This is a genomic window from Bacillus sp. P14.5 (genome assembly GCF_003316765.1).
Taxonomy (GTDB): Bacteria; Bacillota; Bacilli; order Bacillales; family Bacillaceae_B; genus Rossellomorea.
On sequence record NZ_NIJF01000089.1, the window covers coordinates 1 to 17,031 of the forward strand.

Below are 17,031 nucleotides of genomic sequence, written 5' to 3' on the forward strand. Positions count from 1 at the left end.
AAGACGTTGGCCATCAGGAGATGATGTCCCCAAGAGACTGGTTTGGGTACAGTGATTAATGCCTGCCAACAGGAGATGATGTCCCCAAGAAGCTAGCTCGGGTACATGAAAGCGTCGGCCAACAGAAGATGATGTCCCCAAGAAGCTAGCTCGGGTACATGAAAGCGTCGACCACTAAGAGATGATGTCTCCAAGAGGCTGGTTTGGGTACATGAAAGCGTCGGCCACTAAGAGATGATGTCCCCAAGAGGCTAACTTGGGTACATGATTATGTCTGCCAACAGGAGATGATGTTCCCAAGAGGCTAACTTGGGTACATGAAAGTGTCGGCCAACAGGAGATGATGTCCCCAAGACGCGAGTCCAGTAGGTGAACGCACCTAAAATTAGGAGGTGATGTTCACTAAAAACTGAATCAGTATATTTTCATGAGTCTATAAACCTTCTCTGACCGTAATTATTTTTGATGGGAAAGCATTAAATTAATAAAAGACATGGCTTTCAAGAACGAATCATTATATAATAATACTAATTTTTTAATTTTCGGAATATTGTTGACTTTCTCGTGACTTCGGTGATACTATAACGTTGTAATTACGAAGATGGTAACTTTCATCACACTAAAGCGTTGAAGTGAAGGATCCCGGCGATAGAAGAAAGCAGAAACGACTATCAACTAATCGTCTTTAACAACTTTTTTTGGTATGGAGGGGTACATGCCCCTGTATATAAATATTCTTGATAGAACAAAGGGGGATTTCAGTTGAGAAAGAGTTTGCTGTTATTGAGTTCTGTTTTGGCAGGGTCATTGATGCTCGCTGGATGCGGCAATGATAAGGATGCTGCATCAGGTGACAAAAAATTTACAATCGGTGTTACTCAGATTGTAGAACATCCATCATTGGATGCAGCTTATGAAGGATTCAAGAAAGCTCTTGAAGAGAACGGATACAAAGAAGGGGAAAATGTAGAATTTGACGTTCAGAACGCACAGAATGATCAAAGCAACTCGCAAAGTATTGCAAAAAAATTGGTTGGTGATAAAGTGGACTTGATTTTTGCTAACTCGACACCGAGTGCGCTGCATGTCCTGAATGAAACAAAAGAAATACCTATTGTCTTTACGTCTGTAACGGATCCTGTGGGAGCGGGGCTGGTAGAAGCTTTTGATAAGCCTGGCGATAACATCACAGGTACGACGGACACTAATCCTGATGCCATCCCGCAAACTGTCAGTTTCATGACTGATGAAGTTGGAGCTAAAACAATCGGGGTCATTTATAACTCTGGTGAGCAGAATTCAGAGGTTCAGGTAGAACAAGTCAATGAAATTGCCAAAGAAAAAGGTGTGGAAGTTGTGGAAGCATCCATTTCCACTTCCGCGGAAGTGAAACAGGCCGCCGAGTCGCTTGTCGGGCGCGTCGATGCCATTTATATTCCTAAGGACAACACGGTTGTTTCAGCGCTTGAATCAGTCATTTCAGTTGCCAATGATAAGGACATCCCATTGTTCGTAGGCGAATTGGATTCTCTGAAGCGCGGGGGGATTGTAGCAAGCGGTTTTGACTATAAAGACCTTGGCTATCAAACAGGACTGATGGCGGTTAAAATCTTGAACGGCGACAGCGAGCCATCCGAAATCGATGTGGAATATCCTGAAGATGCAGTCCTTACACTTAACAAAAAAGCTGCAGAGGAACAAGGGGTAGAAGTGAAGGATGAGTGGGCAGACCTGGTAGAGTTTTTAGAATAAGGAAGGGTGATACATCATGTTTACCGCAATTTTTGGTTCCGTGGAATCAGGAATCATATACGCCATAATGGCACTTGGAGTATACCTATCTTTCCGGATACTGGACTTTCCAGACCTGACTGTTGATGGAAGTTTTGTGACAGGGGCGGCAGTTGCTGCCACCCTTGTTGTAAGCGGGGTAAACCCATTTGTGGCTACACTTGTATCTGTGGCGGCAGGGTTCATTGCCGGCTGTATAACTGGAATACTTCATACTTTTGGAAAAATCAATGCACTGTTATCCGGTATATTGATGATGATTGCCTTATACTCAATAAATTTGAGGATCATGGGCAAATCAAATGTGCCGCTTCTGAGTGAGGAAACATCTTTTACACATGTAGAAAGTTTCTGGTCCAAGCTGGGAATTGATGCAGCTATGGAAAACATGATGTCCGCCATTGGCCTTGGAGGATACTCTCCAAGAACCTGGGGTATTTTATTCTTCATGATCCTGGTCACTTTCCTGATAAAGTTCCTGGCTGATAGATTCTTGAGAACCGAGATCGGACTTGCACTCCGGGCGACCGGAGATAATCAGAGAATGATCAGGAGCCTTTCAGCGAATACCAATATACTTATCATTTTAGGGCTTGGATTATCCAATTCTATGGTAGCGCTTTCAGGAGCTTTGATCGCTCAGTACAGCGGTTTTGCCGATGCAGGTATGGGAATCGGGATGATTATTATCGGTTTGGCATCCGTAATCATTGGTGAAGCTCTTTTCGGTACGAAGACGATTGTCAGAACGACACTTGCAGTTATCGGCGGGGCGATCATTTATCGTATTGTTGTCAGTATGGCACTGCGGGTTGAATTCCTTGAAACAAGTGATATGAAACTGATTACTGCGACCATTGTCATTCTGGCCCTGGTGATGCCAAGGTTCATGGACCGCTACAAGGAAAGAAAACGTAAGGCTGCGAAACATGCCCAGCGGCTTCAGGAGCTCGCTTTAACTCCAGAGGGGAAGGATGAGAGCAGTGTTACAATTAAATAGAATCCATAAAATATTCAACGAAGGTACACCTGATGAAAAAGTGGCACTGGGAGATGTCAGCCTGACAATGAATCCCGGTGATTTCGTAACGGTCATCGGAAGCAATGGGGCGGGAAAATCGACCTTGATGAACATGATCTCAGGAGTGCTGACACCGGATACAGGAGAAGTCATCATTGATGACAATGATGTAACGAAAGTATCGGAATACAAACGTTCCAAACTGATTGGACGGGTGTTCCAGGATCCTATGGCTGGCACTGCACCAACCATGACGATTGAAGAAAATCTCGCCATGGCCTATGCCAGGAACAAACGCAGGACACTTAGAAGTGGAGTCACCAAAAAAGAAGAGAGTACTTCAAGGAGGTACTGGAATCTCTTCACCTTAATTTGGAAAACCGCTTGAACGCGAAAGTCGGCCTGCTTTCAGGCGGTGAGCGTCAGGCGCTGTCCCTGTTGATGGCAACATTCACCGAGCCGTCGATTCTTCTACTTGACGAGCATACAGCCGCATTGGATCCATCCAGGGCTGAGCTGATCACCAACTTAACTAAGGAAATCGTTGATAAATATCAATTGACGACCTTGATGGTGACACATAATATGCAGCAGGCGATTGACCTTGGAAACAGGCTGATCATGATGGATAAAGGGGAAATCATCCTTGAAGTCAGTGAAGAGCAGAAGAAGGAATTGACTGTACAAGGATTGTTACAAGAGTTTCAAAGAATCAGAGGAACACAAATGGCGAGCGACAAAGCGATACTTGCCTGACAGAAAAAAGGATGGAGGCCCCATCCTTTTTGTTTTGAGCGGAAGACGGACGAGCTACTGAGGGACTTGGTGATGTATAGTTCCAGCGCTATGCATCCCGGGGGCAAATAACCTCAAGGACAAAAGATTCTTTCTCTTAAGGTTATTTGCCTGCGGGTCCTAAGAGGGAACAAATAGAAGGAAAAATTCCCTTTATTTAATAATTACCAATAAAAATCGCTTAAATAGAGGGAGAAATTCCCCTTATTTGACTCAAACCAATAGAATATAGAGCTTTTTCTTTATATAAGGGGAAAAATTCCCTCTATTCACCAGCAAAATGAGTTCCAATCTGCAAATAACGGGAAAGATTCCCCTTATTTTTTCCGCTAGCCCTCTTGGGGCAAATAAAGAATAAAGGGGAGACCCTTTTTTCTCTTTACATTTGCCTGTCGCGGCTCCCAAGGGGGCTTCCACTTTTGATAAGGCTCTTTTCGTAAACTTTGTTGCTATTTGATATTAATTTGTTAAGAGGATGTCATTATTCTTTGGAAATATCCCTGGAAGCAAGAAATAAAAGAGCTGTTCCCTGCATGTTAAATAGAGAAAACTAATATTCGGGGAGTTTCAGCTCTAGGGGATTTTTCTAAACGCGACATTACATGTCAAAACAGCCATTATAAATAATTGTTGCTTTTATATGCTAATTTATCCTTCTCCTCTCTTACTTAGAAGGATTGGAGCGGAAGGCGTGCGACCTCCTGCGGGACTAGCGGGACAGGTGAGACCAAGGTTACGTACCCACTGGAACGTAACCCCCAATCCAGTTGCAGCGCCCAGCCCCTCGGGGTCAAATAACCCGCATCGAATAAAAGGAAAGACCGCCTTTTTTTCGATGCGGAACATTTGCCTGTCGGGCTGATCAGGGCGCTTCCACTTTTTATACAGGCGAAGCCGAGGAGGCTCAACGCCCGCCCCGCGGAGTCGCGCGCCTGGAGCGGAAATCCATACTGTTAAAACAGCCACAATCTTTGCGAAAACAGCCTTTGAAAAAAGACGAAATGTATTTTAAAAATTCCTCAAGAACCCTGAAAGGTATTTGAATAACATTATGAATCTTCCGGAAGTATAAGTTTCTGCCCCCGGCCCGCTCTCCTAAGCAATATGCCATGACCTTTCATGTAACTATCTATGGTCTCCTTTTATCAAACTAATTTAAATCTTTACAATTTATTGACTATTTATTATACAAAATGTTATTATATCGTTGAATAAACGTTATATGTTTTGTGTTGAGACAAGGGGTTATAGGAGGGACAATATGAAGAACGGCTTGATGGTGGGACAGACGGCTTCCGTTACCGCTGTAGTGACTCCTGATATGTTTGCCCAATTCGAAGGGGAAGTTGTTCATCCGGTGTACTCGACTGTATCAATGGTCTATCACATGGAGTGGGCTTCAAGGAAGATCATTCTGCCTTTTCTTGAAAACGATGAAGAGGGAATGGGAGGAGCAGTGTCCATGAAGCATGTTGCTCCCAGTAAAGAAGGAACAACAGTGACCGTAACGGCAACTTTGACCGAGCTTCGATCAAATGTTGTAATGACCAAAGTAGAGGCAAGGAATGAGAATGGTTTGATTGGAATTGGTGAAGTGAAGCAGGTTATACTTCCAAAACAAAAGATAGAGATGATGGGGAACAAGGGAGAATGATTCCGATACATTTTGTCGGAATTTGAAAGCGGTTTCAAACAAAAGGGTATAGGAGATGATTTCATGGATATGTTTGAAAAGATTCGTGAGCATGAACAAGTGGTTTTCTGCAATGATGAAGAGACCGGTTTGAAGGCGATCATTGCCATACATAATACGACACTCGGGCCCGCATTAGGCGGCTGCCGGATGAGACCATATAAATCAGTGGAAGAAGCATTGGAAGATGTTTTGAGATTATCAAGGGGCATGACCTATAAATGTGCTGCAGCCGATGTCGATTTCGGCGGAGGGAAAGCAGTTATAATCGGAGATCCGCAAAAAGACAAGAATCCGGAATTGTTCCGTGCATTCGGCCAATTCGTAGAATCATTGAATGGCAGATTCTATACAGGTACCGATATGGGAACCACACCTGAAGATTTTATCTATGCGTTGAAAGAGACGAACTGTATTGTCGGAGTCAATGAGGAATATGGCGGAAGCGGTGATTCTTCAATCCCGACCGCTATGGGGGTCATCTATGGCCTGCAAATTACGAACAAAACCATTTGGGGAGAAGAGGACCTGGGAGCAAGGAGCTACGCCATCCAAGGGCTTGGGAAGGTCGGCATTAAGGTAGCTGAACGCCTTATGGATGAAGGTGCAGAACTATTCATTGCCGACATCAATCAGCATGCGATCGATGACCTGGTTTCACGTGCAAAAGAAAAAGGTGTGGGTATCAAAGTTGTTTCGGGTGATGAGATTTATTCGGTTGATGCTGACGTTTTCGTGCCTTGCGCCATCGGCGGCATCATCAATGACGAGACCGTAGAAATGCTAAAAGGGAAAGCAGTCGTGGGCTCGGCGAACAACCAGCTGCTCCATATGAAACACGGAAAGAGGCTGCATGAAAGAGGCATCCTTTACGCTCCTGACTATATCGTAAACGCAGGAGGGCTGATTCAGGTAGCAGATGAATTATATGAGCCAAATAAAGAACGGGTACTGCAAAAGACGAGAACCATTTACAACTCCCTGCAGAGAATCTATGCACAGGCAGAAAGAGAAGGCATTACATCTGTTGAGGCCGCTGACCGATATTGTGAAAATCTCATCCATACCCGCTCACGCCGAAACAGCTTTTTCTCTCATATGAAGAGACCGAAGTGGTCGGTGCGTACGTAAAGGAATTCCATTACATGATTAGAGGTGAAGAGATGGAGGAACAGTTCCCGATATATAGATTGATAGATAACGACGGTAAGTTTGTGGGAGAAAGAGACGAGCGAATTACAGAAGAGCTAGCCAGGAATTTTTACAGGCAAATGCTGAGAATCAGAACATTCGACAAGAAATCCATCAGCTTGCAGAGGCAGGGTCGTATTGGCACATATGCTCCTTTTGAGGGACAGGAAGCTTCTCAGGTTGGAAGTTCTGTGGCCCTTGGGAATGATGATTGGATGTTTCCTTCATACCGTGATCACGGGGCAGCCATGACTTTTGGCCATTCCTTGAGAAATATCCTTTTATTCTGGAAAGGAAGGAATGAAGGGTGCGTCCCTCCGGAAGGAAAGAAGATATTTCCGCCGGGTATCCCGATTGCCACCCAGCTTCCTCATGCTGCAGGAGCAGCTTACGCTGAAATGCGGAAAGGTACTAAAAATGCTGCGATTGTTTACTTTGGAGACGGTGCCACATCCGAAGGTGATTTTCATGAAGGCCTTAATGTCGCCAGCGTCTTAAATGCACCAGTTGTCTTTTTTAATCAAAATAACGGTTATGCTATTTCTGTACCCGTGACAAAGCAGATGAAAACCAAAACAATCGCTCAAAAAGCTCTTGCCTATGACATCCCTGGCGTCCGTATTGATGGAAATGATATCTTTGCGGTTTACTTCCAAACCTTAAAAGCGTTGGAGCGGGCAAGGAACGGAGAAGGTCCGACACTGATTGAGGCGGTGACTTGGAGGTACGGAGCGCATACCACGGCAGATGATCCCACAAAGTACAGAAACCAAGAGGAAAGCGATGAACGCAGAAAGCTTGGCGATCCGCTTGACAGGCTTCAGAGATTCATGGATAAACAGGGCTGGTGGGACCAGGAGTGGGCTGAGTCTGTACAAAAGGAAAGTGCGGCGGAAGTTGATCAAGCAGTCGAAGAGTTAGAGAGTTATCCGGAAGCAGATCCCGCTGTTATCTTTGATTATGTGTTTGAAAAGCCGACATGGACTATTTCAGAGCAGAAAGATCTGCTGCTTGGACAGCTGAGAGGTGAAGGATGATGAAGACTGCGGTGAAAACGAATCAATTGACAATGGTCGGTGCGATCACGGATGCAATGCGGATCATGCTTAAGGAGAAAGAGAACGTCCTGCTTCTTGGAGAAGATATCGGAAAAAATGGCGGGGTCTTCCGGGCAACGGATGGACTGCAGGAAGAATTCGGTGAAGACAGGGTCATGGATACGCCATTAAGTGAAGCTGGGTTTATCGGGGCAGCCATCGGCATGGCGGCGAATGGTTTCATCCCGGTAGCGGAAATTCAATTCCTGGGTTTCATTTACCCTGCGTATGAACAGCTGATGACGCATGCTTCGAGGCTGCGGGCGAGAACACTAGGGCATTTCACCTGCCCGCTTGTGGTCCGTGCGCCTTATGGAGCGGGTGTCCGCGCACCAGAAATTCACTCAGACAGCACGGAAGCTATTTTTACACATATGCCTGGACTGAAGGTCGTCTGCCCGTCGAATCCCCACGATGCAAAAGGTCTGCTGATTGCAGCCATCGAGGATCCGGATCCTGTCCTTTTCCTCGAGCCGATGCGGATTTACCGGGCAGCCAAACAGGAAGTGCCGGAAGAGAAATATTCAATCGAGCTTGGGAAAGGAAATCTGGTCAAGGAAGGGGAGGATGTGACAATCATCGCCTGGGGAGCCATGGTTCCGGTCGCTTCACAAGCCGCTAAGGAAGCTGAGAGCAAAGGAATCAGCTGTGAGGTAATCGACCTTCGAACACTTTATCCCATCGACAAAGACATCATTGCAGAGTCCGTGCAAAAGACAGGCAGAACGGTTGTTGTCCACGAAGCGCATGCTACAGGCGGGGTGGGTAATGATGTACTCGCCATTATCAATGACACTTCATTTCTCTATCAGAAAGCACCTGTTGAGAGAGTGACCGGCTTTGATACACCGGTGCCGTACTTCGGTTTTGAAGATTATTATCTGCCGACTGCAGAAAGAGTCCTGAAGGCAGTTGAGAAAGCAGCTAAATTCTAGGGGGTGGAGAGGATGGAAGTTAAACTGCATGATATCGGCGAGGGAATGACGGAGGCGCATGTCAGTCATTTCTTTGTAAAAGCCGGTGATTCAGTAAAGGCGGATCAGCCATTGGTAGAGGTGCAGACAGATAAAATGACCGCGGAAATCCCTTCTCCTTCTGCCGGTACAATCAAAGAGATACTCGTCTCGGAAGGAACCACAATAGAAGTGGGGACGGTCGTCTTAGTGCTGGAAGCTGCCGGAAGCCAAAGGAAGAAGCCGGAGGAAATACGAGAGAATAAAGAAGTAATTGTTACCGAGGAATCTGGTGCGGACACTTCCGCACATCCAAGGAGCAGAAAACGTATCTTGGCAGCTCCCTATACCCGAAAGATTGCAAGAGAAAAAGGGATTGATATAACCGAAGTAGAAGGGACAGGTGCTGCCGGCAGGATAACGGATGAAGATGTTTTGAGATTCATAGAAGGAGGGGAAATATCCCAGCCTGAAATGGACACGGCCCAACCAGCAGCAGAAGTTATCCAGCCGGAAAGCAAGCCGGCAGTCCCTGCTAATAGTGAAAGTATTCCATTCAGGGGCAGACGTAAGCAGATTGGCATGAAAATGAAGTCTTCCCTGATGACGATTCCTCACTGTACACATTTCGAGGAAATAGATGTGACGAACCTGATGCAACTAAGAAATCAATTGAAGCAGTCAGATACTAATATTTCTGCCTCTGCCTTTTTTGTAAAAGCCCTTTCGATTGCGTTGAAGGAGTTTCCGATCTTCAATGCTCGAGTAGATGAAGAAAGAGAGCAGATCACCTTCATCAAAGAGCATAATATCGGGGCAGCGACAGATACAGAAGAAGGCCTAATTGTACCGGTTGTCAAGAACGTGGAAAGCAAGTCGTTAAAGACCATCCATACTGAAATGAAGGAATACACCCTGAAGGCCAGGGAAAATAAACTTGTCGCAAAGGATGTAACAGGAGGAACCTTCACGATTTCCAATGTAGGGCCGATGGGAGGATCTATCGGTGCAACTCCGATTATCAATCATCCGGAAGTGGCTTTGGTCTCTTTTCATAAAACAAAGAAAAGGCCGATGGTCAATGAAAATGATGAAATCGTAATCCGTTCCATGATGAATATTTCCATGTCATTCGATCATCGGGCAGCGGATGGAGCGACAGCGGTAGCATTCACAAACCGGTTTGCACAACTGATCGAAAATCCTAATCTCATGATTGTGGAGTTGATGTAAATGGTAGTTGGTGAATTGGCGGAAGAACGTGAGCTGGTCATTATAGGCGGAGGTCCAGGCGGGTATCACGCTGCCATAAGAGCAGCGCAGCTGGGGTTGTCCGTTCTGCTCATTGAAAAAGAAAACTTGGGCGGCGTTTGCCTGAATAAGGGCTGTATACCATCCAAGGTCTTTACACAGTTAGCCAGGAAGCATAAAGAGATGGGTCACTATCAAAAGATGGGGCTGGACTCAGGCGATGTTTCTGTTAACCTTTCCAAACTTCAAGATTATAAAAACAGTTTAATAGATCAACTGAAAAAAGGCGTCAATTCGCTTTGCGGAGCAAACAAAGTGGAAATCGCAAAAGGAACGGCGTCATTTCTTTCCGCCAATAAAATAGGTGTTGAAAACGGGCACAGCTTCACGGTCTATTCTTTTCAGTCCGCGATCATCGCCACTGGTGGTAAAAGAGAAAAGCCTTCTTTTATCCCAGGGTACAGCGAAAGAATAGTAGACGAGTTTTCTATATATGAATTAAGCAGCCTTCCTGAAGAACTGGCTATTTATGGGAGCAGTTATATTGAACTCGAGGCGGCATCCAGTTTTGCTGCGTTAGGAACCAAGGTGACTCTTGTTATGGATGGGGAACTTCCATTTGATGATTCGATTAACAAAGAACTGACGAGGGTTTTAAAGAAAATGAAGGTGAAGATGTTGTCAGGCTTTACTCCTGGAGAAGTTACAGAATTCCAAGGAGGAGTTTCGATTACACTTGAAAAAGAAGGCAGTGACTCCGTGACATTGGAAACCCCATACTTCTTTACAGCAAGGAAGATCACGGGCAATGTGGAAGGCTTAGGAGTTGATCGATTGAAGATGGACCTCACTGAAGATCATTTCATAGAAATCGATGAAACGTGCAGAACTTCAATACCAGGCATTTATGCTGTGGGTGATGCTGTGAACGGCTCCCCGCTTGCTGTCAAGGCGATCAGGCAGGGAAAAGTGGCGGCGGAAAATGCTGCAGGCTTAGCAGCAGAGTATGATGGGATGCTGCTGCCAGATGTAGCCCAAACGATTCCGCCTGTCGCCTCAATCGGAATGACTGAGAAGGAAGCGGCCGCGGAACATGATATTTCTGTGAGCACCTATCCAATGGGAGGCAACGGTTTCGCCCAGCTTATTGGAGAAAAAGAAGGGTTGATCAAGGTTGTCTCCGATTCTTCCAGTGATTTGATTCTGGGAATTCACATGATCGGCAGCGGAGCAGTGGAAATGATTTCAGGGTCAGCTGTGGGGATGGAAATGGCCGGTAGAGATGAAGATTTTTCTTATCCCTATTATCCGCATCCAAACACAAGCGAGAGCCTGCAGGAAGCTATGGAAGCATTGAAGGGCAAGGCGGTACACCTTCCTCCAGTGAAGCAAAAGGAATATTCAGTTTAAGCGGAATTATATCTTACAAATACCAGTTGAGCTGCCCAGAGACTCTTTAATCTAATAGGCTCTTTTCTAAAAGATAGTTGCTTTTGAATGCGATTTCACCCCTCCTCCCTATTATTCGTAGAAGGATTGGAACGGAAGGTGTGCGACCTCCTGCGGGATTAGCGGGCAGGTGAGACCCCGCAGGCAAAGCCGAGGAGGCTCACCGCACGCCCCGCGGAGTCGCGCGCCTGGAGTGGAAATCCCATACTTTTAAAACAGCCACAATCTTTGCGAAAATAGCCAACTGACAAGTCCTCTTGCTGAATGCTTTACCACGGTGATGCGTTTCTGCTTTAATCCCCGCTCTTGAGAAAAGATGAAACAAAAACTATCATAATATTTAGAATAATACAAAACAAAATGGAGGTTGTTATAATGCAAGGTAAAATGGCTGAAACAAATCAAAAGGTAGAAGACTTCTTTCCGGTAAGAGATGTAGACTATCTTGAGTACTATACAGGAAACGCAAAACAGGCTGCCCATTACTTCTGTACAGCATTCGGATTCAAAATGGTTGCCTATTCAGGTCTTGAAACAGGGAACCGGGAAACCGTATCGTATGTCCTGCAGCAGAACAAGGTACGGCTGCTGATTACCGGTTCACTTACTGAAAGCACACGTGTCGCTTCATTTGTAAAAAAGCATGGAGACGGAATCAAGGATATCGCTTTAGCTGTGGAGGATGTTGAAAAGGCTTACAGTGAAGCTGTATCCCGGGGAGCAATCGAAATCACACCGCCGATGACACTATCCGATGATAACGGAACAGTGAAAAAAGCCATTATCGGTACATATGGCGATACCATCCATACTCTTGTAGAGCGCAAAGACTATAAAGGCGTGTTCATGCCAGGTTTCGAAGCGATGGAAATGAACCTTCCATTTAAAGATGCAGGAATCATTGCTGTCGATCATGTAGTTGGAAATGTTGAAAGAATGGAAGAGTGGGTCTCCTACTATGAAAAAGTCATGGGCTTCAAAGAAATGAGGCACTTCACTAATGATGACATTAACACTGAGTATTCAGCTCTGATGTCGAAGGTTATGCATAATGGAGGCCGGATCAAATTCCCAATCAATGAACCGGCTGATGGAAAAAGAAAATCCCAAATCCAAGAATACCTTGAATTTTATAACGGACCAGGAGTACAGCATATCGCCATCTTGACAGAAGACATTGTCGAGACGATTTCCATCCTGAAGGAAAACGGTGTTGAGTTCCTTGATACCCCTGACACATACTATGACATGCTGTCTGAGCGTGTAGGAGAAATCGATGAAGAGATTTCCAAAATTAAAGAATTGAAGATCCTGGTTGACAGGGATGATGAAGGGTACCTGCTGCAAATTTTCACAAAACCGATTGTAGACAGACCGACTTTATTCATCGAAGTGATCCAGCGTAAAGGGGCAAGAGGCTTTGGTGAAGGAAACTTCAAAGCACTTTTCGAATCCATCGAGCGTGAACAGGAACGCCGGGGCAACTTATAAAATAGCAGCTGAGAAGACCGGAAACGGTCTCTCATCATAAAGGGATGTCCCCTACAAGGAAACGGGAAATCAAATCAATCGGCCTTTTACATCAGGCGGAGATTGAAACTTGAAACCTTGGAGGGGCTCCCTTTCATTATGGAAGGCATTAATTAAGCAAGGGGATTCTTATTGCTGGACTTTCTGCATCTAATGTCAATCCAAAAATAGTTTTCTAGAAAGCGGGGGTCGAAGGTGGCCGTGAAATTTAAAACGAGAAAGAGAGTCGAAGAGATTGCACCTTATGTCCTTGGAAAGAGTATTGCTGAAATCAAGCTTGAGCTGGGTCTCTCAGAAATTCGCAAGCTCTCGGAAAATGAAAATATCTATGGATGCTCACCCAGTGTAAAGGCGTACCTGGGTACAGGAGGCTCGGATATCTATCTTTATCCGGACGGAATGGCTCAGGAGCTGACTGAAAAGACAAGTGAATTCCTGAAAGTGGAACGGGAACAGCTGGTATTCGGCAACGGCTCGGATGAAGTGATCCGTCTGCTGACGAGAGCGTATATAAATGAAGGTGACGAAGCTGTGATGGCGGATGTCACATTCCCCAGGTATCAGACCAACGTATTTTTAGAAGGAGGAACCCCGGTAATTGTTCCTCTGATCGAGGGTGTCCACGATTTGCAGGGGATGCTGGGTAAGATTACAGACCGGACCAGGATGGTATTCGTCTGCAATCCTAATAATCCTACTGGAACTATTAATGGAAAGCTGGAACTTTTAAAATTCTTGGAAGAGGTCCCGCAGGATGTTCTTGTCATTGTGGATGAAGCCTATGTGGAATATGTGTCGACAGATGACTATCTGCATTGCATTCCGCTTCTTCGGCAGTTTGATAATTTGATTGTTTTGAGGACTTTCTCAAAAATCTATGGATTAGCTGGCCTGCGGGTCGGTTTTGGGGTGATGAATGAAGAGATTGCCACCCAATTAAGGAAAGTCAAAGATGTTTTTAATGTCAGCCGACTTGCCCAAGGAGCTGCCATAGCCGCGATCGAGGATCAGGAATTTATTGAACAGTGTGCGCGGATGAACGAACAAGGAAGAAATTATCTGCAGGCTGAATTCAGGAAAATGGGGTTAACCTACTTTCCTTCTCAATCAAATTTCATCATGGTGGACTGCGGCATGGGAGGAGACATTGCGGCAGCAGGGCTGTTGAAGCACGGCATTATCGTCCGGGCAGGTACATTGCTGGGATATCCGACTACAGTCAGGGTGACTATTGGAACTGAAACAGACAATCAAGCATTTATCCAAGGACTGAAACAAGTCATGGAAGAAGAAAAGGAGGGCTATCATGGAAATTAAACCGGACACGCTCGAGTGGAAAGATGCTTATAAGCTGCTTGTCGGATCGATTGTTCCCCGTCCGATCGCCTTTGTTTCCACTCTCGATGAAGATGGAAAAGCCAATCTTGCTCCTTTCAGCTTTTTTACAGCTATCAGTGCAGATCCGATGCTGGTCTGTTTTTCACCTATGAGAAGGGGAACGGATGGCGGCAAAAAAGATACTCTTAACAATATTGAAAGCACTAAGGAGTTCGTCATCAACATCGTAAGCGAAGAGTTTACTGAGCAGATGAATAATACCGCAATTGAGTTTGAAGCAGGTATCGATGAATTTGAGGAGACCGGCTTGACCAAGCTGGAGTCCGTTATGGTGAGTCCTCCTGGTGTCAAGGAAAGCAAAGTCCAGCTTGAATGTTCACTTCATCAGGTTCTGCATTTCGGTGAGGGAGCAGGATCAGGAAGCCTGGTCATCGGCAAGGTGGAGTATGTCCGAGTGGCCGATGAGCTTTATTATGACGGCAAAATCGATACTGAGCAATTGAAGCCTGTCGGCAGGATGGCCGGGCAAATGTATACAAAGCCAATGGCAGAAACATTTGAAATGGTCAGGAAAAGGTGAGGCTATGAAATTATTAAGTTATCAGAAGCAGGAAGGTGCCGCCAGACTCGGCGTCCTGCTGGATGAACATACTGTGGTGGATGTCCATGAAGCAAGCGGAGGGAATCTGCCTGACAATATCCTATCCTTCCTGGAGAACAGCGGTGAAAACTTAAAGATGTTGCAGGAATTTATCCCTGCTGATAAAGGCATATACTCCATAGAAGAGGTAATGGTCAAAGCTCCGATTCCCCGTCCGGTCAGCATCCGGGACTTCTATGCCTTTGAAGAACATGTGAGAACCGCCAGGAAAAACCGTGGACTGGATGTAGTTCCCGAGTGGTATGAAATGCCCGTGTTTTATTTTTCGAATCATCTCGCTGTAAAAGGCGACGGCGAAGCAATACAACGTCCTGCAGCCTGCAGCTGGCTGGATTATGAGCTCGAGATCGCCTGTGTGATTGGCAAAGAAGGCCGGAATATCAGCAAAGAAAACGCTGATGAATACATATTCGGCTACTGTATCATGAACGACTGGAGTGCCCGGGATCTTCAGAGGGAAGAAATGAAAGTTGGATTGGGGCCGGCCAAAGGGAAGGATTTTGCCACATCCATCGGTCCCTATATCGTGACGAAGGATGAGCTGGAACCTTACCGCAATGGAGACCGCTACGATTTGAAGATGACAGCCAAAGTGAATGGGCGTGAACTTTCATCCGGGAACTTCAAGAGTATTTACTATTCATTCGCTGAGATGATTGAGAGAGCTTCCGCGGATGTGACCCTATTTCCAGGAGAGATAATCGGTTCTGGGACAGTCGGTACTGGATGCATTCTGGAACTTGGCACAGAGGTCCACCGCTGGCTTGAACCTGGAGATGCTGTGGAACTTGAAATCACTGGTCTGGGGAAATTGAGAACTGAGATTAAGGAAGGAGGATTATAATGTATTACCGTACATTGGGGAAAATTCCTCATAAGCGTCATACGATGTTCAAAAAAGAGGATGGAACGCTGTTCAGGGAACAAGTGATGGGGACGAAAGGATTTTCTGGTACTCAGTCGATCCTGTATCATCACCATATGCCTACGGAGGTGGCTGAAGCCCGGCTGCTTGGTTCTTATCTGCCCCAATATGAAGAAAATCAAGAATTAAAGCATCGTCATTTGCTGACTGATAAGGTTGCAAAAGCTGGAGATGCTTTAAAAGGGAGAGAATACCTGCTGGGCAATGAGGACCTGCTCATTGGCACGGTCATGGTGACTGAAAATATGGAAAGCTACTATCGCAATGGAGATGGAGATGAAATGCTTTATATCCATCGTGGAAAAGGGACTGTGGAAACGATGTTCGGAACATTGACCTACCGTCCAGGAGATTACGTCATCATCCCGATTGGCACCATATATAGAGTCCTGCCTGAAGAAGACACGAAGATTCTCTTTATTGAATCCTTCAGCCAGATCACAACTCCAAGAAGATACAGAAACGAATATGGACAGCTGCTTGAGCACAGCCCATTTTGTGAACGGGATATCCGAGGTCCTGAAAGGCTGGAAACTTTTAGTAAAAAGGGCAAGTTCGAAGTCATTACCAAATCCCGGGGCTTGTTGAATTCTCATGTACTGAATCACCATCCGCTAGATGTAGTGGGCTGGGATGGTTACCTGTACCCATGGGTCTTCAATATTGAAGACTTCGAGCCTATCACAGGGCGCGTTCACCAGCCGCCGCCGGTACACCAGACATTCGAAGGCCATAATTTTGTCGTTTGTTCCTTTGTGCCGCGCCTGTATGATTACCATCCTGAATCGATTCCGGCACCATACTACCACAGTAATGTGAACAGCGATGAACTCCTCTACTATGTAGAAGGAAACTTCATGAGCCGAAAGGGAATCAGCGAAGGATCGATCACCCTTCACCCAAGCGGCATTCCTCATGGACCACATCCTGGCACAACCGAAAAGAGTATCGGAAAGAAGGAAACTCTGGAGCTCGCCGTCATGATCGATACCTTCAGACCATTAAAAATCGTCAAAAAAGCTCACGATATCGAAGACGAAAATTATATGTATACATGGATGGAATAATCAATGAAAGGGACATGATAATAAATCGTGTCCCCTTTTCTGTTAATTTAATACTGTTTTCGCTTATGTTGTTGATTTCGGAAAAATGCAAAGAACCGGATTTCCCCCCGAATACTACGGTTTTTAACGCTAATCAGAGTGAGCAGCTCTTTTCTTTCTTAACAGGATATTTTAAGTGAATTATAGGGTTATCTTGTGGAATGAATACCAAATAGCAGAAAAGTTTTCGAAAAGAGCCTAATTTAAAGGGATATTGAACTATTCATTGA

The 17,031-nt window shown here is 45.5% G+C and carries 13 protein-coding genes and 1 pseudogene; all 14 read left to right on the forward strand.

The features are described 5' to 3' along the window. The first annotated feature begins 762 nt into the window (after positions 1-762). The 14 genes and pseudogenes from B9Z54_RS16830 (at position 763) to B9Z54_RS16905 (ending at position 16,762) form a co-directional block, all read left to right on the forward strand. Positions 763-1,752, forward strand: a complete 990-nt coding sequence (locus B9Z54_RS16830; protein ID WP_113929508.1) for an ABC transporter substrate-binding protein — start codon at positions 763-765, stop codon at positions 1,750-1,752. Between the two features lie 16 nt (positions 1,753-1,768). After that, the gene (locus B9Z54_RS16835) at positions 1,769-2,791 is read left to right on the forward strand and encodes an ABC transporter permease (RefSeq protein WP_113929510.1); all 1,023 of its coding nucleotides are present in this window, start codon (positions 1,769-1,771) and stop codon (positions 2,789-2,791) included. Further along, positions 2,775-3,568: pseudogene (locus B9Z54_RS16840) on the forward strand (ABC transporter ATP-binding protein). The gene B9Z54_RS16835 and the pseudogene B9Z54_RS16840 overlap by 17 nt, the downstream one beginning before the upstream one ends. Positions 3,569-4,868: 1,300 nt before the next feature. After that, positions 4,869-5,261 carry a thioesterase family protein gene (locus B9Z54_RS16855; RefSeq protein WP_113929554.1) on the forward strand — a complete coding sequence of 131 codons (393 nt, stop codon included), beginning with the start codon at positions 4,869-4,871 and terminating at the stop codon, positions 5,259-5,261. Positions 5,262-5,324: 63 nt separating this feature from the next. Further along, on the forward strand, positions 5,325-6,431 hold the full coding sequence (locus tag B9Z54_RS16860; RefSeq protein WP_113929556.1) for a Leu/Phe/Val dehydrogenase: 1,107 nt from the start codon (positions 5,325-5,327) through the stop codon (positions 6,429-6,431). A 32-nt stretch (positions 6,432-6,463) separates the two neighbouring features. Beyond that, the gene (gene pdhA, locus B9Z54_RS16865; RefSeq protein ID WP_113929697.1) at positions 6,464-7,528 is read left to right on the forward strand and encodes a pyruvate dehydrogenase (acetyl-transferring) E1 component subunit alpha; all 1,065 of its coding nucleotides are present in this window, start codon (positions 6,464-6,466) and stop codon (positions 7,526-7,528) included. Beyond that, positions 7,528-8,523 (forward strand): alpha-ketoacid dehydrogenase subunit beta, encoded by a 996-nt coding sequence (locus tag B9Z54_RS16870; protein ID WP_113929558.1) that lies wholly within the window; start codon positions 7,528-7,530, stop codon positions 8,521-8,523. The genes pdhA and B9Z54_RS16870 overlap by 1 nt, the downstream gene beginning before the upstream one ends. A 12-nt stretch (positions 8,524-8,535) precedes the next feature. Continuing rightward, on the forward strand, positions 8,536-9,774 hold the full coding sequence (locus B9Z54_RS16875) for a dihydrolipoamide acetyltransferase family protein (protein ID WP_113929560.1): 1,239 nt from the start codon (positions 8,536-8,538) through the stop codon (positions 9,772-9,774). Next, complete coding sequence (locus B9Z54_RS16880; RefSeq protein WP_113929562.1) at positions 9,775-11,202, forward strand: dihydrolipoyl dehydrogenase family protein; 1,428 nt, start codon at positions 9,775-9,777, stop codon at positions 11,200-11,202. A gap of 414 nt (positions 11,203-11,616) precedes the next feature. After that, on the forward strand, positions 11,617-12,732 hold the full coding sequence (hppD, locus tag B9Z54_RS16885) for a 4-hydroxyphenylpyruvate dioxygenase (RefSeq protein ID WP_113929564.1): 1,116 nt from the start codon (positions 11,617-11,619) through the stop codon (positions 12,730-12,732). A 240-nt stretch (positions 12,733-12,972) separates the two neighbouring features. Next, the gene (gene hisC, locus B9Z54_RS16890; RefSeq protein WP_345840748.1) at positions 12,973-14,088 is read left to right on the forward strand and encodes a histidinol-phosphate transaminase; all 1,116 of its coding nucleotides are present in this window, start codon (positions 12,973-12,975) and stop codon (positions 14,086-14,088) included. Next, positions 14,078-14,689 carry a flavin reductase family protein gene (locus B9Z54_RS16895; RefSeq protein ID WP_113929568.1) on the forward strand — a complete coding sequence of 204 codons (612 nt, stop codon included), beginning with the start codon at positions 14,078-14,080 and terminating at the stop codon, positions 14,687-14,689. The genes hisC and B9Z54_RS16895 overlap by 11 nt, the downstream gene beginning before the upstream one ends. A 4-nt stretch (positions 14,690-14,693) precedes the next feature. Next, positions 14,694-15,614, forward strand: a complete 921-nt coding sequence (locus B9Z54_RS16900; protein ID WP_113929570.1) for a fumarylacetoacetate hydrolase family protein — start codon at positions 14,694-14,696, stop codon at positions 15,612-15,614. Continuing rightward, positions 15,608-16,762: a homogentisate 1,2-dioxygenase gene (locus B9Z54_RS16905; RefSeq protein ID WP_205207733.1), complete on the forward strand. Its 1,155-nt coding sequence runs from the start codon at positions 15,608-15,610 to the stop codon at positions 16,760-16,762. Before B9Z54_RS16900 ends, B9Z54_RS16905 begins: the two co-directional genes overlap by 7 nt. Positions 16,763-17,031: the final 269 nt, after the last annotated feature.

Coding starts and splice junctions, on each gene's coding strand:
- B9Z54_RS16835 (WP_113929510.1), top strand. CDS start 1,769: ATGTTTACCGCAATTTTTGGTTCCGTGGAATCAGGAATCATATACGCC.
- B9Z54_RS16855 (WP_113929554.1), top strand. CDS start 4,869: ATGAAGAACGGCTTGATGGTGGGACAGACGGCTTCCGTTACCGCTGTA.
- B9Z54_RS16860 (WP_113929556.1), top strand. CDS start 5,325: ATGGATATGTTTGAAAAGATTCGTGAGCATGAACAAGTGGTTTTCTGC.
- pdhA (WP_113929697.1), top strand. CDS start 6,464: ATGGAGGAACAGTTCCCGATATATAGATTGATAGATAACGACGGTAAG.
- B9Z54_RS16870 (WP_113929558.1), top strand. CDS start 7,528: ATGAAGACTGCGGTGAAAACGAATCAATTGACAATGGTCGGTGCGATC.
- B9Z54_RS16875 (WP_113929560.1), top strand. CDS start 8,536: ATGGAAGTTAAACTGCATGATATCGGCGAGGGAATGACGGAGGCGCAT.
- B9Z54_RS16880 (WP_113929562.1), top strand. CDS start 9,775: ATGGTAGTTGGTGAATTGGCGGAAGAACGTGAGCTGGTCATTATAGGC.
- hppD (WP_113929564.1), top strand. CDS start 11,617: ATGCAAGGTAAAATGGCTGAAACAAATCAAAAGGTAGAAGACTTCTTT.
- B9Z54_RS16895 (WP_113929568.1), top strand. CDS start 14,078: ATGGAAATTAAACCGGACACGCTCGAGTGGAAAGATGCTTATAAGCTG.
- B9Z54_RS16900 (WP_113929570.1), top strand. CDS start 14,694: ATGAAATTATTAAGTTATCAGAAGCAGGAAGGTGCCGCCAGACTCGGC.